The organism is Prauserella salsuginis (assembly GCF_024648885.1).
Taxonomy (GTDB): Bacteria; Actinomycetota; Actinomycetes; order Mycobacteriales; family Pseudonocardiaceae; genus Prauserella; species Prauserella salsuginis.
The window spans coordinates 159,488-180,946 of record NZ_JANBBF010000013.1 but is presented as its reverse complement, the minus strand read 5'-3'; the positions used below and the strand labels follow the sequence as shown (position 1 = coordinate 180,946).

Sequence of the window (21,459 nt, the reverse complement as noted above, 5' to 3'; positions counted from 1 at the left end):
GTAAGGCAAATCACACCCGTCCGCTCGCCCTGAAAACAACAAGTAATCTCGAAGTATTGCGCGCTGGGCGCGCCAGTCGTCAGAGAGGGATTTCCTGGCCCATGAGCACGAGTGCGAACGGCAGCGCAACAGCCGGCACCGAGGCGCTTTCGGCGTCCCGACCGACAGAGGTCAACCGGCTCGAGCGTGTCGTGATCCGGTTCGCCGGCGACTCCGGCGACGGCATGCAGCTGACCGGCGACCGGTTCACGTCGGAAGCCGCCGCGTTCGGCAACGACCTCGCGACGCTGCCGAACTTCCCCGCGGAGATCCGCGCACCCCAGGGCACCATCCCCGGCGTCTCGAGCTTCCAGGTGCACTTCGCCGACTACGACATCCTCACCCCCGGCGACCGCCCCGACGTGCTCGTGGCGATGAACCCGGCGGCCCTCAAGGCCAACATCGGCGACGTGCCCAAGGGCGGCACCGTCATCGTCAACACCGACGAGTTCGGCAAGCGCAACCTGGCCAAGGTCGACTACGAGTCGAACCCGCTCGAGGACGACTCGCTGTCGGCGTTCGAGGTGCACGAGGTCGCCATGTCGACCCTCACCCAGGGTGCGCTGGCCGACACCGGCCTCGGCAAGAAGGACGCCGAGCGCTGCAAGAACATGTTCGCCCTCGGGTTGCTGTCGTGGATGTACCACCGGCCGACCGAAGGCACCGAGGCGTTCCTGCGCGAGAAGTTCGCCAAGAAGCCCGAGGTCGCCGAGGCCAACGTGCTCGCCTTCCGCGCAGGCTGGTACTACGGCGAGACCACCGAGGCGTTCGGCACGACGTTCGAGATCGCCCCCGCCAAGCTGCCGCAGGGCACCTACCGGCAGATCACGGGCAACACGGCGCTGGCCTACGGCATCGTCGCGGCCGGGCAGCAGTCCCAGCTGCCAGTGCTGTTGGGCACGTACCCGATCACGCCGGCCTCCGACGTGCTGCACGAGCTGTCCAAGCACAAGAACTTCGGCATCACCACGTTCCAGGCCGAGGACGAGATCGCCGGCATCGGAGCAGCCCTCGGCGCCGCCTACGGCGGAGCGCTAGGCGTCACCTCGACGTCCGGTCCCGGGATCGCGCTGAAGGCCGAGACGATCGGGCTCGGCGTGATGACCGAGCTGCCGCTGGTGGTCATCGACGTGCAGCGCGGCGGCCCGTCGACCGGACTGCCGACCAAGACCGAACAGGCCGACCTGCTGCAGGCCTACTTCGGCCGCAACGGTGAGTGCCCGGTACCGATCATCGCCCCGGCCACCCCTGCCGACTGCTTCGACATCGCCCTCGAAGCGACCCGCATCGCGCTGACCTACCGCACGCCGGTGCTGCTGCTCTCCGACGGCGCGATCGCCAACGGCTCCGAGCCGTGGCTGATCCCGGACGTGTCGACGCTGCCCGACCTGTCGGTGACGTTCGCGTCCGAGCCCAACGCGCCCGACGGTTCCGGCGAACACTGGCCGTACCAGCGCGACCCGGAGACCCTGGCCCGCGAGTGGGCGCTGCCCGGCACGGCGGGGCTGCAGCACCGCATCGGCGGTCTGGAGAAGGCCGAGGGCAAGGGCAACATCTCCTACGACCCCGACAACCACGACAAGATGGTGCGGCTGCGCCAGGCGAAGGTCGACGGCATCGAGGTGCCCGACCTCGAGGTCGACGATCCCAACGGCAACGCGCGCGTGCTGGTGCTCGGCTGGGGTTCGACCTACGGGCCGATCGGCGCCGCGGCGCGGCGGGTACGGGCCAAGGGCATGCCGATCGCCCAGGCCCACCTGCGCCACCTCAACCCGCTGCCGGCCAACCTCGGCGAGGTGCTCGCCTCGTACGACCACGTGGTCGTACCCGAGATGAACCTCGGCCAGCTGTCGATGCTGCTGCGCGCCAAATACCTGACCGACATCCAGTCCTACAACAAGGTCGCCGGGCTGCCCTTCAAGGCCGAAGAACTCGAAGGCGTCTTCACCGACATCATCAGGGAGGTCACCGCAGTATGACCGCCACCGACCTGGGCCTGCCCAGCATGGGCGGACTCGATCTGGTCCCCACGACCGACGAGCCGCAGAAGGCCAAGGAGTACAAGTCCGACCAGGAAGTGCGCTGGTGCCCGGGGTGCGGTGACTACATCGTGCTCAACACCATCCAGTCGTTCCTGCCGACGCTGGGCCTCAAGCGCGAGAACATCGTGTTCATCTCCGGGATCGGCTGCTCGAGCCGGTTCCCGTACTACATGAACACCTACGGCATGCACTCGATCCACGGCCGCGCGCCGTCGATCGCGACCGGCCTGGCCACGACCCGGCCGGACCTGTCGGTGTGGGTCGTCACCGGCGACGGCGACGCCCTCTCCATCGGCGGCAACCACCTCATCCACGCACTGCGCCGCAACGTCAACCTGAAGATCCTGCTGTTCAACAACCGGATCTACGGTCTGACGAAGGGCCAGTACTCGCCGACCTCCGAGCCGGGCAAGGTCACCAAGTCGACCCCGATGGGATCGGTGGACACGCCGTTCAACCCCGTCTCGCTCGCGCTGGGTGCCGAGGCCACGTTCGTGGGCCGCGCGATGGATTCGGACAAGAAGGGCCTCACCGAGGTGCTCACCGCCGCCGCGCAGCACCGCGGCAGCGCGGTCGTGGAGATCTACCAGAACTGCCCGATCTTCAACGACGGCGCGTTCGACATGCTGAAGGACCCCGGCGAGGCCGCACAGCGACTCATCCCGCTCACCCCGGGTGAGCCGATCCGGTTCGGCCCCGAGGGCGAGTTCGGCGTCACCACCACCGGGTACGGCGGCCTCGACGTCGGCAAGGTCGCCGACATCGGTGAGGACAACCTCGTCGTGCACGACCCGTCGATCGACGACACGGCGTACGGGTTCGCGCTGTCCCGCCTCGGCGACCAGCACCTCAACCACATCCCGACCGGCATTTTCCGCCAGGTCGACCGCGAGACCTACGACGACCAGGCCCGCGCCCAGGTGCGGCAGGCGCAGGAAGCCAAGCCGGGCGACCTGCAGGCCCTGCTCACGGGCAAGGACACCTGGACGGTCGAATAGCGTCACGGACACGGGCGAGGGCCCCGTCGGCCGATACCGGCCGACGGGGCCCTCGGCTGTCCCGTCGTCGAGCACGCCGCCCGCGTAGAGCCGGTTTCGCCGAAGTGCGGACCGGGAAGGACTCGGGCCGCACACTGACTCGTCGAAGGGGCGCCGATGGCACGAACCCGAGTGGTGATCGTCGGTGGCGGATTCGCGGGCTATCACGCTGCGCAGCACCTGACGAAGAATGTGGATCACGACGAGATCGAGATCGTTCTCGTCAACCCCACCGACTACTTCCTGTACGTTCCGCTCCTGCCTGAGGTGGGATCGGGGATCGTCGACCCGCGCTCGATCACGATCTCGCTGCCGGGAACGCTGCCGAACGTGCGACTGGTCCTCGGGAACGTCACCACGATCGACCCGGATCGGCAGGAACTGTCCTACGACGACCCCGAGGGCAACGCGGACTCGTTGTCCTTCGACCGGCTGGTGCTGGCCGCCGGCAGTGTCAACAAGCTGCTGCCCATCCCGGGAGTGGCCAAGCACGGGCACGGCTTCCGGGGCATCCCCGAGGCGCTGTACTTCCGAGACCACGTGACGCGGCAGATCGAACTGGCGGCCATGACCGACGACCCGCAGGAGCGCGACGCTCGCTGCACCTTCGTCGTGGTCGGCGCCGGCTACACCGGAACCGAGGTCGCCGCGCAGGGCCCGTCGTTCACCGAGACGTTGGCCGCGCGACACCCGGAACTGCGCGATCAGCCGATGCGCTGGAAGCTACTGGACCTCGCGCCGCGCGTACTGCCCGAGCTCGACCGGCGGCTGTCACGCACGGCGGACGATGTCCTCCGGGAGCGGGGAGTCGAGATCCTGACGGAAACGTCGATCACCGAGAGCACGGAGGAAGGCGTCACGCTCAGCAACGATCAGTTCGTCCGCACACGGTCGCTGGTCTGGTGCGTCGGCGTCCGTCCCGATCCGCTCGTGGAATCCCTCGGCCTGGAAACCCAGCAGGGCAGGCTCGTGGTCGACAAACACCTGTCGGTGCCCTCCTACCCTCATGTGTTCGCGTGCGGCGACGCCGCCGCGGTCACCGATCCCCACCACCCGGAACGACTCACCCCGATGACCGCCCAGCACGCCGTCCGGCAGGGAAAGCTGGCCGCCCGCAACGTCCTCGCCTCGCTGGGACACGGAACGTTCGCCGCCTACCGGCACCGCGACCTCGGTTTCGTCGTGGACCTCGGTGCCGGCAAGGCCGCCGCGAACCCGTTGCACATACCGCTCTCCGGGCTGCCTGCCAAGACGGTCACGCGCGGGTATCACCTGGCGGCCATGCCGACCAATCGGCTGCGGGTCGCCATCGACTGGGCTCTGGACGCGGTCGCGACCCGGCCTCGCGTGCAACTCGGGTTGGTCCGCTCCGGAACCGTGCCGCTGGACACGGCCTCCCCCGAACTGCCGGATCTGCGCTCGGAGCGGGCGAACGCCGAGGCCGAAGCGAACCCCGGCGGCGAGGCCCGGTCCTAGCCGGGCATGGTCTCGCCACCGACCGGGGCCAGCACTTCGCCCGTGTAGTACGACGACAGCTGGTTCGCGGCGAAGAACACGTACGAGGGTGCGATCTCGTCCGGGTCCGCGGCCCGTCCCATCGGCGCCTGCTCGCCGAAGTTCTCCACCTTCTCCTCCGGCATCGTGGCCGGGATCAGGGGCGTCCACACCGGACCCGGTGCGACGCAGTTGACCCGGATGCCGCGGTCCATCAAGGACTGGGCAAGCGAATACGTCAACGACTGCACCGCCCCCTTGGTGGCCGAGTAGTCGATGAGCTTCTTGTTGCCGCGCAGGCCGTTCACCGAACCCGTGTTGATGATCGCCGACCCGGAGCCGAGGTGCGGCAGCGCCGCCTTGGTGACCCGGAAGAAGCTGTGGATGTTCACCTCGAAAGTGCGCAACCACTGCTCGTCGCCGATGTCGTCCGGCCGGTCGAAGGGCTCCTGCGTGGCCACGTTGTTCACCACGACGTCGAGCCAGCCGAGTTCGCCGACAGTGCGCTCGACGACGTCCACGCAGTGGTGAGCGTCGCCGAGGTCGCCGCGCAACGTCAGGCAACGGCACCCCTGCTCCCGCACGAGTGACGCCGTGTGTTCGGCATCGCCGTCCTCGGACAGGTACGCCAGCGCCACGTCGGCACCCTCCTTGGCGAAGGCCGCGCAGACGGCTCGGCCGATCCCGGAGTCACCGCCGGTGACCAGCGCGACCTTCCCGGTGAGCAGGCCACGGCCGGTCCAGTCACGCATCTCGTCCCGCGGCTGCGGGTCCAGCCCACCGCTGCCGCCGGGCGGGTCCTGCTGCTGCGGCGGGGGCGAGTCCTCGGGGCTGGTGCTCATGTCTCCTCCTGACGATCGGGACGTCCGACCTGTGCACACGGCGCCTGGCCGTCTCTCGGTGCGGTTCGGCGTGGTCGTCGGTTCCGTCTCCGGATCCGCCTCTGCGCGCGCCTTCCGCACGGCTTCTGCGGCGGCGGACGGGGACGGCGTCTGGATCGGAGTGCGCTCGGCTCCACCATTCCGGATACCCGCGGTGCGGCTCAGGGCATAGTCGATCCGTTTGTCGACCTCCTCGCCGAAGTACTCCTCGATGGCACGCGAGCCTGTCGTACCCATAGCCACGCGGGCGGAAACAGCGCGGACGCATGCTCCCGCGCGACGAGGCCGATACGACGAAGGGGGCCGCCGGAACGTGTCCGGCAGCCCCCTTTCGAAAGCCGCTCCGCCTGGCCCTGGATCAGCAGACGCTCGAGCCTTTCCGCGCCGACGCCGTCGCCGGTTCCGGGTCACAGCGGAACCGGCGACGGCTCGTGGCAGTGGACCGGCGCCTCGCGGTTGCGTTCGCCCCGCGCGTGACCGTCGTCAGGTGAGCGGGCGGAAGCCGACGCGTTCGGCGTCTGCGGGGCTGCGGAACCAGACCTCGGCGACCATGCGCGGGTACTGCGGCGAGGCGTCCGTGACATACCGCAGCGCCGTGACGCTCGCCTTCACCGTGAACTCCGGCGACGGGCTGCCACCGCCGGGCAACGGCATCGCCGAGCCCGGGCCGAACGGACCCGGCCTCGCCTCGGCGTCCGCTCCGTCGGCTCCTCCCGTGTCCGCGCCCTCGGCGGACACGGAGCCCTGAACCGCACCGGCCTGGCCTGCGCCTGCCTCGTGCGCGCCTGCCTCGTCGGAGGTGAGCTGCCCGGACACCGCCTCGTCACCGGTGGGCACCTGCCCGCTCGGCGTGACGAACTTCGTCAGCTGCTGCGATTCGGGCGGTGCCTGTCCGGTCTGGGATGCCACGTCGGTGGCGGGTTCGGCTGCCGGCTCGGACGAGGCCGAGTCCCCCGGCGAGGTCGGTTCGAACAGCGAACCGCTCTGCTGCGCACCCGTGTCCGGCTCCCTGCGGGTGATCGCCCGCATCGACGGCTGGATGGGCTTCGGTGCGTCGAACCCGCCCGGCGGTCGCTGCCGCGGCGTGCGCTTCGGCAGCACATTCGTGGACTCGGCCGGGTCCTCGTCGGGACCCGCACCCGGTCCGCCGAACGCGTACGCGGGCGGATCCTCGGGGTCAGCCGCCGACCCGTTCGACGCCGCGGCTCCAGCCACCGACTCCGCGGCTCCGGCCACGGGGTCCGCCGTGCTTGCCGCCGGCTCCGCAACTCCAGCCGCCGGCTCCACAGTGCCCGCCGCCGGCTCCACAGTGCCCGCCGCAGACTCCGCAGCGCCCGCCGCAGACTCCACAGTGCCCGCCGCGGCCGTGTCATCGGCATCGACGTGGCCGGAAGCCGGGGCTGTTGCTCCGGAGACACCGGCGTCGGGGGCGTCCGCGCCACCGGTGCCGCCGGCCGGGGTCGGTTCGAACAGGCTTCCCGGCCGTTCGGACCGGCCCGTCGCCGGTCCGGAGTCGCTCTCGTCGGAACCGCGGTCCCGATCCCCCGCGGCCGGGTCCTGCCGGCCGGCGCCCGTGGTGTCGTCGACGCCACCGCTCTGGAGGCCACCGCCCTGGAGGCCACCGCCCTGGAGGCCACTGTCCTGGAGTTCGCGGTCCTGAAAAGCACCGACGGGAAGCTCGGTGGTCGCATCGAACGATGTGACGGGCCGGAACGGCGCGCCGAGGTGCAGCGCGGGGTCCGCCGCCGCGGACGTGCCGGTCGGGCCCGTCCCGGGGTCGTCGGCCGTCGCGGGGCCCGTCTCGTTCGCCTCGGACGCACGCGCGTCGTCGGCCTCACCCGTGCCGGACCGGTCGTCCGGGCCGATCAGCCCAGTCGACTCGGACTCGGCCGCATCGGCACCGGCGTCGCCGGGGACGCTGCGCATCTCGTCCGGGTCGAGGACCGACGAGACCGGCGCGTCATCGGCGGCACCCCGGTCGACGGCCATGTACTGCGTCCGGTCGTCGTACCCTTCGCCGAACCGGCCCTCGTCGTCACGGTCCTCGTCGTCACGGTTCTCGCCGTCATAGCCGTAACCGCCATAGCCGTAACCGTCGTGGCCGTAACCGTCGTGGGTGTCGCGCTCGGCGACGCGACGGAGGGCGGCGTCCACGTCGTCGGCGCCGTCCGGCTCACCCGAACCGCCACGGTCGTCGTACCCGGCATCGTCGTACCCGGCATCGTCGTACCGGTCGTCGCCGGCGAAGGCACGGTACGTGTCGGAGTATCCGGCGTCGTGGGCGTGCCGGTCGCCGGAATCACCGGGGATCTCCAGGTCGTCCGGCCGGTCGGCCAGGTCGAAGTCGTCGGCCTGGTCCCCGTAACCGCCACCGGCATAACCGCCGCCCGCGTAGGCGCCGCCGAGGCTGTCACGTTCGAGCCACGACGTCTCGGGCTCCGGCTCACCGGGCACGTCCACATCCGGGCCGCCCCCGTATCCACCGGTGCCGGCCAGGGCTTCGTCGGCGTCGCTGAACGGATCACTGCGCTCTGTCCGCGTCTGCGCCGTACCGGCCGCGCCGAGCGCGGGTTCGGAGATTCGGCGGAGGTCGGCCTCGCGGGCCACGAGTCTCTCCTCGAGGCTCCTGATCTGCTTACGCGCGGGCCGAACCAGGAAAACCCAGGCCAGGAAGGCGCCCAGCACGAAAGCGATCGCGCTGAACACCCAGACCTGCCCGAAAATGGACATTGGTGCGGTGTCCTCCCTCAGTGGGTGCGTGCGACGAGGTAATCGGCGACCGATTCGCAGGCATCCCGCGCCGGAGTCGGCGGCAATGCCTCCAGCTCCGTCCTCGCGCGCTGAGCGTAGCCTGAAAGAGTGGTGCGTGCGCGTTCCAGGCCACGCGATGAACGCAACAGTGTCAACGCCTCGCCGACCTCGGCGTCGTCGGTGATCGGGCCGCTGAGCAGCTCCGTGAGCCGCGGATCGGGCCGGTCCTCGGCGAGTTCGTAGAGCATCGGCAGCGTCTTCACACCTTCACGCAGGTCCGTGCCCTGCGACTTCCCCGACTCGGCCGACGGCGAGTCGATGTCGATGATGTCGTCCGAGATCTGGAACGCCGTGCCGATGAGGTCGCCGAACCGCCGCAGCGCCTCGATGTGCTCCGCCGACGCGTCCGACAGCATGCCGCCGAACCGGCCCGACGTGGCGATCAGCGACCCCGTCTTCTGCCCGATCACGGTCAGGTAGTGCTCGATCGGGTCCTCGCCCTCGCCGGGGCCGACCGTTTCGCGCATCTGGCCCGTGACCAGCTCGCCGAACGTCTCGGCGATGATGCGCGCCGCGTCGGTGCCCAGGTCGGCGACCAGCCGGGAGGCGTGCGCGAACAGGAAGTCGCCGGTGAGGATCGCGACCGTGTTGTCCCAGCGGGCGTTGACGCTCTCCGCACCGCGGCGCATCGTCGCCTCGTCCATGACGTCGTCGTGGTACAGCGTCGCCAGGTGGACGAGCTCGACGGCCGCGGCGGCGGTGACCACGCCCTCGCGCGCATCCTCACCTGCCGTGCCGAACTGTCCCGCCAGCAGCGTGAACAGTGGACGAAAACGTTTGCCCCCGGCTTCCACCAGGTGCCGGGCTGCCTCGTTGACCGCTGCGACGTCGCTGCGGACGACCTCCCGCAGCAGCTGCTCCACCGCGCCCAGACCGCCCGCGAGGTCGGTCAGCAGCGCTTCGTCGTCGATCTGCAGCCCGACTGAGGCGCGCAGTTCCTCGATGGCGCCGTCACGCACTGACACTGCTCGCTCCGCCCTCTCGGCACTGGGTTCCACGGCCGGTTCTCCTCCGGGCGCCGGGTCGGGCGTCCGGTCAAAACCGGCCCCAGCCTACTGGCAAGTCCTCACCGGGCGATCACGCATCAGCCCTGCTCAGACGTGACCGTCGACACCGCCCGCATCACCGGCGCGCCGCGGTCACCCGCCGAGCGCGAAACCACCTGCTCCCGCCCAGTCCAGAGCGAACGTCGGCAGCACGCCCAGCAGCAGCGTGATGATCACGCCCAGCGCGATCGACGCCGTGGTGAACGCACCCGGCACGCTGACCGTCGGCCCGTCGGACGCAGGCTCGGAGAAGTACATGAGCACGACGACCCGAAGGTAGAAGAACGCCGCCACTGCACTGAAGACGAGCGCGATCACCACCAGCGGGGCCATGCCGTCGGACAGCGCCGCCGAGAACACGACGAACTTGCCGACGAACCCGCTGGTCAACGGAATACCGGCCAGCGCGAGCAGCAGGAACGTGAACACGCCTGCCAGCAGTGGCGACCGCTTCGCCAGGCCTGCCCACGCCGACAGGTGCGTCGCCTCGCCGGAGGAGTCCCGCACCAGCGAGATCACACCGAACGCGGCGAGCGTGGTGAACCCGTAGGCGAGCAGGTAGAACAGCGTGCCGGACAGGCCCTCCTCGGTCAGCGCCATCGTGCCGATGAGCAGGAACCCGGCGTGCGCGATCGACGAGTAGGCGATCATCCGCTTCAGATCGGTCTGCGTCAGGCCCAGCACGGCACCGATGGCCATCGAGATGATCGCGACGGCCCACAGCACGCCACGCCACTCCCAGCTGGTCGCCTCGAACGCCACGGTCAGCACCCGCAGGATCCCGCCGAACGCGGCGACCTTCGTGCACGCCGCCATGAAGCCCGTCACCGGCGTCGGCGCGCCCTGGTAGACGTCGGGCGTCCAGGTGTGGAACGGGCCGACCGAGCCCTTGAACAGCAGGCCGACCATCAGCAGGCCGAGACCGGCGAACAGCAGCGTGTCCGAGCGGTCGGTGCCCGCGGACGCGGTGGCGATGTCGGCGAGCTTCACCGAGCCGGCGTAGCCGTACAGCATCGCGAGGCCGTACAGGAAGAAGGCGCTGGCGAACGCCCCGAGCAAGAAGTACTTGACCGCCGCTTCCTGCGACAGCAGCCGCCGCCTGCGGGCCAGCCCGCACATCAGGTACAGCGGCAGGCTCAGCACCTCGAGGGCGATGAACATCGTCAGCAGGTCGTTGGCCGCGGTGAACGCCATCATGCCGCCGAGTGCGAACAGCGCGAGCGGGAACACCTCGGTCTGCATACCGGTGGACTGCACCTGTGCGCGGTCCTGCACCGTGCCGGGCGCGATGCCGGCCTGCGCGACGAACGAACCGCCCGGCTCGACCGACCGGTCGGCGATCATCAGCACCGCCGCGACACTCAGTGCGAGCAGCGTGCCCCACAGGAACAGCGCGGGCGTGTCGATCGACAGCGTGCTCCCCATCGTGACCACGCCGTGCTCGGGTCGTGCGCTCACGTACGCGCCGAGCGCGATCCCCGCCGCGGCGATCGAACCGAGCGTCAGCACGACCTGTCCGGACCAGCGCTGGTGCTTCGGCACGAACGCCTCGATCAGCACCCCGACGCACGCGGCGCCGAACACGATCACCATGGGCAGGATCGCGCCCCAGTCGATCCCCGGGGCTTCGACGGGCTGCAGTTGCTGCGCGAGAAACGGATTCACGATGGCCGGTTACCTTTCCTGCACCGCGGTGATGGTCTGTTCGACCGACGGGTTGACGGTGTCCAGCACGGGTTTCGGGTAGAAGCCGAGCCCGATGATCAGCACCACGAGCGGCGCGAGCGCCGCGATCTCCCGTCCGCCCAGGTCGCGGATCGTCTTGCGGGCGCCCGCCTCCGGGGCCTGCACCGTGCCGGGGCCGGGCGCTGCCGCGAGCATCGCGTCGCCGCGCACGGGGCCGGTCATGATCCGCTGATAGAGCCACAGCACGTAGGCCGCGGCCAGCACCATGCCGACCGTGGCGACGACCGCGTACGCCGGCCGGGTGTCGAACGCCCCCAGCAGCACGAGGAACTCGCTGATGAACGAGTTCGTGCCGGGCAGCGACAACGCCGAAAGGCCCGCGATCAGCAGCATCGCCGCCAGTACCGGCGTCACCTTGGCCATCCCGCCGTAGGCGTCGATCCGGGTGTCGCCGCCGCGGCCCGCGACGATGCCGAGCACCAGAATCAGCATGCCCGTGGCGAGACTGTGGTTGAGCATGTACGTCGCCGACCCGGCCACGGCCTGCTGGGTGAAGGCGAAGATGCCGAGCGCGATGAATCCGAAGTGGGCGATCGACACGTACGCCACGAAGCGCCGCATGTCGGTCTGCCCCGCGGCGAGCATCGAACCGTAGATCACGCCGACGACCGCGAGCACGAGCACGACCGGGGCGAGTTCGGCGCTCGCGTCGGGTGTCATCGGCAGGCTGTAGCGCAGGAAGCCGAACGTGCCGACCTTGTCGAGCACGCCGACGAGCAGCACCGTCACGCCCACCGGTGCCTGGCTCGCCGCGTCGGGCAGCCAGGTGTGGAACGGCACCAGCGGCGCCTTGATCGCGAACGCCAGGAAGAAGCCGAGGAACAGCCAGATCTGCGTCTCGAGCGGCGCCTCGCTGACGACTCCCGCCAGCGTGGCCCAGTCGAACGTGCCCTCGCCGAGTTCGTCGGCGGCCAGTGAGTAGGCGCCGATCGCCGACGCCAGCATGATCAGTCCGCCGAGGAAGGAGTAGAGGAAGAACTTCACCGCCGCGTACTGCCGCCTCGGCCCGCCGTAGCCGCCGATGAGGAAGTACATCGGGATGAGCATGATCTCGAACAGCACGTAGAACAGGAACACGTCCGTCGCCGCGAACACGGCGATCGTCAGCGCCTGCTGCAGCAGGATCAGCGACAGCAGTCCGCCGACGTCCTTGCCCTCCGGCAGTTTGTCGGTCGACCGCAGCAGCGCGATCACGACCGGCACCAGCAGGGCGATCACGGCGATCATCAGCAGTGCGATGCCGTCGATACCGAAGGAGATGTGCACCCCGAACGCGGGGATCCACTCGAGCGACGACACCTGCTGGAGCCGTTCGCCGCCCGGGTCGTAGCTCAGCCACAACGGCAGGATCAGCACGAGCTCCACAATGGACACCGCGAAGGCGGTGATCATGGCCAGCCGGTCGTCGCGGCGCAGGAAGGCCACGGCCACCGCACCGAGCAGTGGCAGCAGGATCAGTGCGAGCAGCCAGGTCATCCGAACCTCACCAACAACAGTGCGCCGACGATCAGGAACGAGCCGCCGAGCATCGACAATGCGTACGAGCGGACGAAACCGGTCTGCATCCGGCGCAGCCGTCCGGAGCCGCCGCCGAACGCCGCGGCGAGCCCGTTGACGGCGCCGTCGACGCCCCGGTTGTCGAGGAACACCGCGGACCGCGTGAGCCACATGCCCGGCGTCGCGACGAGCGCCTCGTTGAGCGCGTTGCCGTACAGGTCCTTGCGCGCGGCGCGCACCGGCCACGACACCCGCTCCGGCCGCTGCACCGGCGTCTCACGACGACCGAACAGCGCCCACGCCCCGAGCACACCGAGCGCCGACACGAGAACCGTCAACCACGGGATCAGCGCGTGCGGCAGCACGCCGTGGTGGCTTTCCTGCAACGCCCCGACCGACGGGCTGAGGAACTCGGCGAGCGTGTCCCCGCCGATGAGCAGCCCACCCGCGGCGACCGAACCGATCGACAACACGATCATCGGTGCCGTCATCGTCGGCGGAGATTCGTGCGGATGGAACTCGCGGCCGTCGGCCGACGTCGTCTCCCGCCAGCGCTCCTTGCCGAAGAACGTCAGCAGCATCAGGCGCGTCATGTAGAAGCCCGTGATGCCCGCGGCCAGCAGCGCCGAACCGCCCAGCACCCAGCCGCGCCAGCCTTCCTGGCCGAACGCCGCCTCGATGATGGCGTCCTTGGTGAAAAAGCCCGACAGGAACGGGAATCCGATGATCGCCAGGTAGCCGAGGCCGAACGTCACCGCGGTGATCGGCAGCTTCTTCGCCAGCCCGCCGAACTTACGCATGTCGACCTCGTCGTTCATGGCGTGCATGACCGACCCGGCGCCGAGGAACAACCCGGCCTTGAAGAAGCCGTGCGTCAGCAGGTGCGCGATGGCGAGCGCGTAGCCGAACGGGCCGAGCCCGACGGCGAGCATCATGTAGCCGATCTGACTCACCGTGGAGTAGGCCAGCACCTTCTTGATGTCGTCGTAGGCGCAGCCGATGATCGAGCCGAGCAGCAACGTGAACGCACCGACGAGTGCGACCACCAGCCTGCCGTCCTCGGTCAGGTTGTAGATCGGAGCGCCACGGGCGATGAGGTAGACGCCCGCGGTGACCATCGTCGCGGCGTGGATCAGGGCCGACACCGGCGTCGGACCCTCCATCGCATCCGGCAGCCACGCCTGCAGCGGGAACTGGCCGGACTTACCGCACGCACCCAGCAACAGCAGCAGCGCGATCGCCGTGACCACGCCCGGCGAGACGTCCCCGATGCCGGCGAACACCGCGTCGTAGCTGGTGCTGCCGATGTGCTTGAACATCAGGAAGATCGCGATCGCGAGGCCGACGTCGCCGACGCGGTTCATCAGGAACGCCTTCTTCGCCGCGGTCGCCGCGGCGGGGCGGTCCGTGTACCAGCCGATCAGCAGGTACGACGCGAGACCGACGCCCTCCCAGCCGAGGTACAGCATCACGAAGCTGTTGCCCAGCACCAGGATCAGCATCGAGGCGACGAACAGGTTCAGATAGGCGAAGAAGCGCCTGCGATCCCGGTCGTCGGACATGTAGCCGATCGAGTAGACGTGGATCAGCGCGCCGACGCCCGTGATCAACAGGACGAACGTCATCGACAGCGGGTCGATCCGCAGTCCGAAGTCGACCTGCAACGCCTCGACCGGGATCCACGACCAGAGCGTCGTGTCGGCCGCCTGGCTCAGCGATTCCGACGCGAACAGCGCCAGCGCGTACACGAAGGACGCCGCGACGGTCGCACAGCCGAGCAGGTGGCCCCACGAGTTCGTGCGCTTGCCGCCGACCAGCAGCACGAGCGCACCGAGCGCCGGGAACGCGACCAGCAGCCACGATGATGCGATCACAGTTTTTTCCCCTTGCCCCTAGTACTTGAGCAGGTTGGTGTCGTCGATGGAGGCGGACCGTCGCGTGCGGAAGATCGCCATGATGATGGCCAGTCCGACCACGACCTCCGCTGCGGCCACGACCATCACGAAGAACGCCATGACCTGTCCGTCGATGTCGGCGTTGATGCGCGCGAACGTGACGAGCGAGAGGTTCACGGCGTTGAGCATCAGCTCGATGCACATGAACACGACGATCGCGTTGCGCCGCACCAGCACGCCGACCGCGCCGATGCTGAACAGCAGCGCCGACAGCAGCAGGTAGTACGTCGGGGTCATGCCTTGTCCTCCGTGGCCGTCACCGCGTCCTCCGTGGCCGTCGCCGTACCACCGGCGGCTTCGCCGTCACCGGCGCCGTCCTCGGGGCCGGCGAGCGCGTGCGTGTCCGGTCCCGCCGCGCGGCTCTCGAGCTGCTTGCGGTGGGCCTGCAGCTGCGCCGTCGGCGTCGATTCGATGAGGTCGGACAGCGACTCCGGCGCGATCGAGCCGTCCGGCAGCAGCGCGGGCGTGGCGACGGAGTTGGACGTCGCGTACACGCCGGGGCCGGGCTTCGGCGAGGGACGTTCGTACTCGCCACGGAACCGCGCCGCGACGAGCTCGCGCTGGCTGCGCCTGCCCTGCTTGGAATGCCGGTCGGTGAACGCGAGGACCATCGCGCCGACGGCCGCGGTGATCAGCAGCGCCGAGGTCAGCTCGAACGGGAACAGGTAGTCCTGGAAGATCACGCGGGCGAGCCCGCCGGCGCCGCCGCCCTCCGGGGTCCACGGGTTCATCGCGGGTGCGGGCGGCACGTCGGCCAACGCGCGGGTGAGCGCACCCGCGAGCACGCCCGCGATGCCGATGCCGAGCACCGCCGCCATGAGCCGCTGGCCGCGCAGGACCTCCAGCACCGAGTCCGACGACTCCCTGCCGACCATCATCAGCACGAACAGGAACAGCATCATGATCGCGCCGGTGTAGACGATGATCTGCGTGAAGCCGAGGAACGGCGCCTGCTGGAGTATGTAGAGCATCCCCAGCGACAGCATCGTCATCACGAGCCACAACGCCGAGTGCACCGCGTTGCGCGCGAAGATCATGCAGAGCGCACCGGCCACCGCGATCGGGCCGAGCACCCAGAACGCGACGGCCTCGCCGGTGGACACCGTCGCGTCGGCCCCGGCCTGAGCCAGCACCAGCGGTGTCTCCGCCCTCATCGGACCGCCTCCTCGGTGTCGGTCTCGACCGTCTCGTGTTCCGGAACACCGCGGCCGCGGGCGAGTTCCGGGCCGTTGACGTAGTAGTCCTGCTCGTCGTCACCGAGTCGCATCGGGTGCGGCGGCTGCTCCATGCCGGGCAGCAGCGGGGCGAGCAGGTCCTCCTTGGTCCAGATGAGGTCCTGCCGGTTGTCGTCGGCCAGCTCGTAGAAGTTGATCATCGTGAGGGACCGCGTGGGGCATGCCTCGACGCACAGTCCGCAGCCGATGCAGCGCAGATAGTTGATCTGGTAGTCCGCGCCGTAGCGTTCACCGGGCGAGTACCGCGCTTCCTCGGTGTTGTCGCCACCCTCGACGAAGATCGCGTCGGCGGGGCACGCCCACGCACACAGCTCGCAGCCGACACACTTCTCGAGCCCGTCGGGATGACGGTTCAGCTGGTGCCTGCCGTGGTACCGCGGGGCGGCGGGCGCGCCGATCTCCGGGTACTCCTCCGTGGCCACCTTCTTGAACATCATCCCGAAGGTGACGCCGAATCCCTTGACCGGATCAAAGATCCCCATGGGACTCTCCTTCCTTCGAGCCTGCGCCGGGCGCACCCGGCGAGCCCGCCGTCGACGGACTCAACTCCGCCTGCCGCTTCTCCTCGGACCTGCGCTTGGCCTCGAGGGCCTTCTGGCGCGGCGTGGTCTCCGGGACCTTCAGGTCCAGCGGGGGCACCGGGTGCCCGCCGCCGGTGGTCGTCACCGCTGCCTCGTCGTCCGGGATCTCCTTCTCCGGGATGAGCAGCATCAGCAGCACGACCACGACGATCGCCACACCGCCGATGATCAGGATCTGGCCGGTGGAGACGCCCTCGGCGTTGCGCAGCGCCCTGACCGTGGCGATCAGCAGCAGCCACACCAGCGCGGCGGGCACGAGGACCTTCCAGCCGAGCTTCATGAACTGGTCGTAGCGGAACCTCGGGAGGGTGCCGCGCAGCCAGATGAAGCCGAACAGGACCACGCACATCTTCGCCAGGAACCACAGGACGGGCCACCAGCCCTGGTTGATCGCGGCGTCGGCGCCGAAGAACGGGAACATGCCGCCGCCGAGGAACAGCGTCGTCGCGAACGCCGACACGATCACCATGTTCGAGTACTCGGCGAGGAAGAACATCGCGAACTTCATCGAGCTGTACTCGGTGTGGAACCCGCCGACCAGTTCGGACTCGGCCTCGGGCAGGTCGAACGGGGCGCGGTTCGTCTCGCCGACCATCGAGATCATGTAGATGACGAAGCTCGGCAGCAGCAGGTAGAAGTACCAGCCGCCGTCGGCCTGTGCTGCGACGATGCCGCTGGTGGCCATCGACTGCGAGTACAGCACCACGCCGATGATCGACAGGCCCATCGCGATCTCGTACGAGATGACCTGCGCCGCGGACCGCAGCCCGCCGAGCAGCGGGTACGGCGAACCGGAGGCCCAGCCGCCGAGCACGATGCCGTACACACCGATCGACGCACCCGCCAGTACGAGCAGCACGCTCACCGGGAGTTCGATCAGCTGCAGCACGGTGGGTTCACCGAAGATCGTCACCTCGCCGCCGAACGGGATCGCGGCGAGGCCGATCAGCGCGGGAACAACCGCGATCACCGGCGCCAGGAAGTAGATCTTCCGGTCGGCCGTGTCGGGGATGACCTGTTCCTTGAACGGCAGCTTGATCGCGTCGGCGAGTGACTGCAGCAGGCCGAACGGGCCCACCCGGTTCGGGCCGGGACGGTTCTGCATGCGGCCGACGATCTTCCGTTCGCCGACGATCAGCGCGACCGTGAATATCGGGCCGATCAGCATGACCACGACGGCCTTCAGCAGGATCAGCCACAGCGGGTCGTCGGCGAGCAGCTCGGCCCGGTTGATCGGTTCGGTGGCAGCCTGCGCGAGAAACGGGGTCATCACCGGTCACCCCCGGCGATGTCGACGACCGCACCGTGCCCGGCACCGAGCGTCGCGCGGAGTTTCGAACCCGGCGAGTTCCCCGGCAACCACACGACGCCGTCCGGCAGGTCCGTGACCTCGACGGGCAGCGTCACCGACCCGCGGTCGGTCGACACCGTCACGTGGTCGCCGAGCCCGTCGGCGGTGGCCTGCGACATGCGGGCGACGACGCGTCGCGCGGTGCCGGCGAGCGCGGGCTCGTCGATCTGCAGCGATCCGTCGTCGATGAGCTGCCGCCACGTCGCCAACAGCGCCTGCCCCGGCCCGGGCGTCGGCGGTGCGACGGACGGGTGGTCCGGTGCCGCCGCCCGCACGCTCGACGCCGGCAGCCGGTCGAGGTCGCCGAGTGCGGCGTCGGGCGTCTGGGTGAACAGGTCCGTGTCCATCTCGACGCCGAGAGTGTCGAGCACCCGGCAGTCCGGCAGCGCACCGGTGCCGTCGAGCGTCACGGTGAACGGCCTGCGGCGACCCTCCCAGTTGACGAACGTGCCGCCCTTCTCGTCCACCGGAGCGATCGGCAGCACCACGTCGGCGTACGGCGTGACGGTGCTCGGCAGCAGCTCCAGTGACACGACGAACCCGGCCGCGTCGAACGCCTTGCGGGCGAGTGCCGGGTCGGGCAGGTCGTCGAGGTCGACGCCGCCGACGAGAAGTCCGTCCAGGTCGCGGGTGACGATCGCGTTCAGCATGCCCGTCACGTCACGTCCCGGCTCCGCCGACAGGGTCCCGGCCTCGAGGCCCCAGTGACGTTCCACCTCGGCGCGGGCGTCGGCGTCGGCAACGGGCCGCCCACCCGGCAGCAGCGTGGGGAGCGTGCCGGCCTCGACGGCGCCGCGTTCGCCCGCCCTGCGCGGGATCCACGCGAGGCGCGCACCGGTGCGTTCGGCCAGCCGGTGCAGCGCTGTAGGCAAGCCAGGCACCTCGGCTGCCCGCTCGCCGACCAGCACGACCGCACCGGCGGAACACAGTGCCTCGTCGAGGTCGGGGGCGTGCTGGGCGATGCCCTCGACGGCGTCCGCCTCGCCGCCGGGCGGGCACGCGAGGAGTTCGCCGAAGGTCTTCTCCACGGCCGGCGACGACCACTGTCCGATGTGGACCACCTTGATGTCGCCCGTACGAGCTCCCTTGCGGAGCCGCAGAAAGACGGCCGGCGCCTCCTCCTCGGGTTCGAACGCGACGCACAGCGCGACCGGCGCCGACTCCAGGTCGGCGAACGTCACGCCGCCGCCCGCCGGACCTCCGTCACGGGCGACCCGGGAGGCCAGGAAGTCCAGCTCCTCCGCCGAGTGGGCCCGCGCGCGGTGGTCGACGTCGTGCGTGCGCAGTGCCACCCTGGCGAACTTGCTGTACGCGTAAGCGTCCTCGATCGTCACGCGGCCACCGGGCAACACCCCGACGCCCTTGCCGTCACGCGCCTTCGTCAGCCCGGCGGCCGCGGCCCGGAGCGCCTCGGTCCACGAGACCTCCTCCAGCTCACCGGTCTCGGCGCTGCGCACCAGCGGCCTGCGGATGCGCTGCTCGGCGTTGGCGTAACGGAAAGCGAACCTGCCCTTGTCGCAGATCCACTCCTCGTTGACGTCCGGGTCCTCACCAGCGAGCTTGCGCATGACCTTGCCGCGCCGGAAGTCGGTCCGCTCCGCACAGCCCGACGAGCAGTGCTCGCACACGCTCGGCGTCGACACCAGGTCGAACGGCCGCGAACGGAACCGGTACTGGGCACTGGTCAGCGCGCCGACCGGACAGATCTGGATGGTGTTGCCCGAGAAGTACGACTGGAACGGCTGCCCGCTCGAGGTGTGCGACGCCGCGTCGAGCACGTCGGCCGTCTCGGCGGTGCCGATCTGCTGATGCGCACCCCGTTCGAGCAGGTCGATGAACGGATCCCCCGCGATCTGGTCGGAGAACCGCGTGCACCGCTGGCACAGCACGCAACGCTCACGGTCGAGCAGCACCTGCGACGAGATCGGCAACGGCTTCGGGAACGTGCGCTTCTTGTCGACGAAGCGCGAATCGGCCCGGCCGTGGGCCATCGCCTGGTTCTGCAGCGGGCATTCCCCGCCCTTGTCGCAGATCGGGCAGTCCAGCGGGTGGTTGATGAGCAGCAGCTCCATCACGCCCTGCTGCGCCTTGTCCGCGACCTCCGAGGTCACCTGCGTCTTGACGACCATGCCGTCGGCGACCGTCATCGTGCACGAGGCCTGCGGCTTCGGCATCGGACGGCCGTTCATCTCCACCTCGACCAGGCACTGCCGGCACGCGCCGGCCGGGTCGAGCAGCGGGTGGTCGCAGAACCGCGGGATCACCGTGCCGAGTCGTTCGGCGGTGCGGATCAGCAGCTCGCCCTGCGGTGCGACGACCTCCTCGCCGTCGATGGTGAGCTTGACGTACCCCTCCGGCACGTCCACATCGGACTTCTCCGGTGCCACGGTCATGCCTGTGCTCCAACCGGTTGCGCGGCCTGGGAATCACTGCCCTGCGCCGGTTCGGGGGACTCGGCCGCCCCCGCCGCCTCGGGCCTGTTCGACTCGCACAGCGCGAGGAACTCGTCACGGAAGTACTTGATACCGCTCTGGATCGGGCTGACCGCGGCGTCGCCGAGTGCGCAGAACGAACGCCCGCCGATGTTGTCGCAGACGTCCAGCAGCGTGTCGATGTCCTGCTCGCTGCCCCGGCCGTCGACCATGCGCTCCAGCACTTGCGCCAGCCAGAACGTGCCCTCGCGGCACGGCGTGCACTTGCCACAGGACTCGTGCTCGTAGAACTGCGTCCACTTCATCACGGCCCACGGGACCGACACCGTCTCGTTGAACACCTGCACGGCCGTCGTGCCCAGCATCGACCCGGCCTCCGCGGCACCTTCGAAGTCCAGCGGAACGTCCAGGTGGTCGGCGGTGAACAGCGGCGTCGACGAACCACCCGGCGTCCAGAACTTCAGCGGAACGCCGTCTTTCATCCCACCGCACATCTCGAGCAGCTCCCGCAGCGTCGTGCCCAGCGGAGCCTCGTACTGGCCGGGCCGCTCGACGTGACCGGAGACCGAGTAGATCTTCGGACCGGGCGACTTCTCGCTGCCCATCGCGCGGAACCACTCGGAACCGCCGTTGACGATCGACGGCACCGTCGCGATCGTCTCGACGTTGTTGACCGTCGTCGGCGCCGCGTACAGACCCGACGCCGCGGGGAACGGCGGCTTCAGCCGCGGCTGGCCACGACGGCCCTCGAGCGAATCGAGCAGCGCCGTCTCCTCACCGCAGATGTATGCGCCGGCGCCCGCGTGCACCGTGATCTCCAGGTCGAATCCCGAGCCGAGGATGTCGTGCCCCAGGAAGCCAGCCTGCTTCGCCTCGCGCACCGCCGCGTACAGCCTCCGCATCGGGTGCAGTGCCTCGCCGCGGACGTAGATGAAGCAGTGGTGCGAACGCATCGCGTACGCCGCGATGATGCAGCCCTCGATGAGCGCGTGCGGGTCCGCCATCATCAACGGGATGTCCTTGCACGTGCCGGGCTCACCCTCGTCGGCGTTGATGACCAGATAGTGCGGCTTGTCGTCGTTCTTCGGCATGAAGCCCCACTTCACGCCCGCCGGGAAACCCGCGCCACCACGACCACGCAGGCCCGCATCCTTCACCATCTGGATGACCTGCTCCGGCGAGGCGCTCAGGGCCTTCCGCACCGCGGTGTAGCCCTCGAGCTTCTCGTACGTCTCCAACCGCCACGACTGCGGCGACAACCACCGCTTCGTCAGCACCGGCGTCAACGGCGCCTTCTCCGAGGTACTCATTT

14 protein-coding genes and 1 pseudogene are annotated in these 21,459 nt (G+C 69.5%); 3 read left to right on the top strand and 12 right to left on the bottom strand.

From position 1 onward, the window contains the following. Positions 1–101 precede the first annotated feature (101 nt). From LY40_RS21165 to LY40_RS21155, 3 genes are all read left to right on the top strand, one after another. Entirely contained in the window at positions 102–2,018 is a 1,917-nt protein-coding gene (locus LY40_RS21165; RefSeq protein WP_183779830.1) for a 2-oxoacid:acceptor oxidoreductase subunit alpha, read from the top strand. Further along, positions 2,015–3,079, top strand: a complete 1,065-nt coding sequence (locus LY40_RS21160; RefSeq protein WP_183779832.1) for a 2-oxoacid:ferredoxin oxidoreductase subunit beta — start codon at positions 2,015–2,017, stop codon at positions 3,077–3,079. The genes LY40_RS21165 and LY40_RS21160 overlap by 4 nt, the downstream gene beginning before the upstream one ends. 156 nt (positions 3,080–3,235) lie before the next feature. Continuing rightward, complete coding sequence (locus LY40_RS21155) at positions 3,236–4,594, top strand: NAD(P)/FAD-dependent oxidoreductase (RefSeq protein ID WP_258937932.1); 1,359 nt, start codon at positions 3,236–3,238, stop codon at positions 4,592–4,594. Here LY40_RS21155 and LY40_RS21150 read toward each other — a convergent pair. The 12 genes and pseudogenes from LY40_RS21150 to nuoF all read right to left on the bottom strand — a co-directional run bounded on the left by LY40_RS21150 (position 4,591) and on the right by nuoF (position 21,457). Further along, complete coding sequence (locus LY40_RS21150; RefSeq protein ID WP_183779837.1) at positions 4,591–5,454, bottom strand: SDR family oxidoreductase; 864 nt, start codon at positions 5,452–5,454, stop codon at positions 4,591–4,593. The two genes, LY40_RS21155 and LY40_RS21150, sit on opposite strands and share 4 nt — an antisense overlap. 522 nt (positions 5,455–5,976) lie before the next feature. Next, positions 5,977–6,177: pseudogene (locus tag LY40_RS26590) on the bottom strand (sunset domain-containing protein); the annotation flags it as partial. Positions 6,178–8,240: 2,063 nt separating this feature from the next. Continuing rightward, complete coding sequence (locus LY40_RS21140) at positions 8,241–9,269, bottom strand: polyprenyl synthetase family protein (protein WP_183779840.1); 1,029 nt, start codon at positions 9,267–9,269, stop codon at positions 8,241–8,243. Positions 9,270–9,443: 174 nt separating this feature from the next. After that, complete coding sequence (nuoN, locus tag LY40_RS21135; protein WP_183785031.1) at positions 9,444–11,018, bottom strand: NADH-quinone oxidoreductase subunit NuoN; 1,575 nt, start codon at positions 11,016–11,018, stop codon at positions 9,444–9,446. Positions 11,019–11,024: 6 nt separating this feature from the next. Then, positions 11,025–12,572, bottom strand: a complete 1,548-nt coding sequence (locus tag LY40_RS21130) for an NADH-quinone oxidoreductase subunit M (protein WP_258937931.1) — start codon at positions 12,570–12,572, stop codon at positions 11,025–11,027. Then, a complete protein-coding gene (gene nuoL, locus LY40_RS21125; protein ID WP_183779846.1) occupies positions 12,569–14,467 on the bottom strand; it encodes an NADH-quinone oxidoreductase subunit L in 1,899 nt (632 codons plus the stop codon). The genes LY40_RS21130 and nuoL overlap by 4 nt, the downstream gene beginning before the upstream one ends. A gap of 18 nt (positions 14,468–14,485) precedes the next feature. After that, positions 14,486–14,785: an NADH-quinone oxidoreductase subunit NuoK gene (gene nuoK, locus LY40_RS21120; protein WP_183779849.1), complete on the bottom strand. Its 300-nt coding sequence runs from the start codon at positions 14,783–14,785 to the stop codon at positions 14,486–14,488. Continuing rightward, positions 14,782–15,702: an NADH-quinone oxidoreductase subunit J gene (locus LY40_RS21115; protein WP_258937930.1), complete on the bottom strand. Its 921-nt coding sequence runs from the start codon at positions 15,700–15,702 to the stop codon at positions 14,782–14,784. The genes nuoK and LY40_RS21115 overlap by 4 nt, the downstream gene beginning before the upstream one ends. Then, positions 15,699–16,265 (bottom strand): NADH-quinone oxidoreductase subunit NuoI, encoded by a 567-nt coding sequence (nuoI, locus tag LY40_RS21110; RefSeq protein WP_183779855.1) that lies wholly within the window; start codon positions 16,263–16,265, stop codon positions 15,699–15,701. The genes LY40_RS21115 and nuoI overlap by 4 nt, the downstream gene beginning before the upstream one ends. Further along, positions 16,252–17,634 (bottom strand): NADH-quinone oxidoreductase subunit NuoH, encoded by a 1,383-nt coding sequence (gene nuoH / locus LY40_RS21105; protein ID WP_183779858.1) that lies wholly within the window; start codon positions 17,632–17,634, stop codon positions 16,252–16,254. The genes nuoI and nuoH overlap by 14 nt, the downstream gene beginning before the upstream one ends. Further along, a complete protein-coding gene (locus LY40_RS21100; RefSeq protein ID WP_258937929.1) occupies positions 17,634–20,108 on the bottom strand; it encodes an NADH-quinone oxidoreductase subunit G in 2,475 nt (824 codons plus the stop codon). The genes nuoH and LY40_RS21100 overlap by 1 nt, the downstream gene beginning before the upstream one ends. Then, a complete protein-coding gene (nuoF, locus tag LY40_RS21095; protein WP_183779864.1) occupies positions 20,105–21,457 on the bottom strand; it encodes an NADH-quinone oxidoreductase subunit NuoF in 1,353 nt (450 codons plus the stop codon). Before nuoF ends, LY40_RS21100 begins: the two co-directional genes overlap by 4 nt. Between the last annotated feature and the right edge of the window lie 2 nt (positions 21,458–21,459).

What these genes read in the sequence shown, in the direction of transcription:
- LY40_RS21165 (WP_183779830.1), top strand. Translation starts at nt 102, where the DNA reads ATGAGCACGAGTGCGAACGGCAGCGCAACAGCCGGCACCGAGGCGCTT.
- LY40_RS21160 (WP_183779832.1), top strand. Translation starts at nt 2,015, where the DNA reads ATGACCGCCACCGACCTGGGCCTGCCCAGCATGGGCGGACTCGATCTG.
- LY40_RS21155 (WP_258937932.1), top strand. Translation starts at nt 3,236, where the DNA reads ATGGCACGAACCCGAGTGGTGATCGTCGGTGGCGGATTCGCGGGCTAT.
- LY40_RS21150 (WP_183779837.1), bottom strand. Translation starts at nt 5,454, where the DNA reads ATGAGCACCAGCCCCGAGGACTCGCCCCCGCCGCAGCAGCAGGACCCG.
- LY40_RS21130 (WP_258937931.1), bottom strand. Translation starts at nt 12,572, where the DNA reads ATGACCTGGCTGCTCGCACTGATCCTGCTGCCACTGCTCGGTGCGGTG.
- nuoK (WP_183779849.1), bottom strand. Translation starts at nt 14,785, where the DNA reads ATGACCCCGACGTACTACCTGCTGCTGTCGGCGCTGCTGTTCAGCATC.
- LY40_RS21115 (WP_258937930.1), bottom strand. Translation starts at nt 15,702, where the DNA reads ATGAGGGCGGAGACACCGCTGGTGCTGGCTCAGGCCGGGGCCGACGCG.
- nuoI (WP_183779855.1), bottom strand. Translation starts at nt 16,265, where the DNA reads ATGGGGATCTTTGATCCGGTCAAGGGATTCGGCGTCACCTTCGGGATG.
- nuoH (WP_183779858.1), bottom strand. Translation starts at nt 17,634, where the DNA reads ATGACCCCGTTTCTCGCGCAGGCTGCCACCGAACCGATCAACCGGGCC.
- LY40_RS21100 (WP_258937929.1), bottom strand. Translation starts at nt 20,108, where the DNA reads ATGACCGTGGCACCGGAGAAGTCCGATGTGGACGTGCCGGAGGGGTAC.
- nuoF (WP_183779864.1), bottom strand. Translation starts at nt 21,457, where the DNA reads ATGAGTACCTCGGAGAAGGCGCCGTTGACGCCGGTGCTGACGAAGCGG.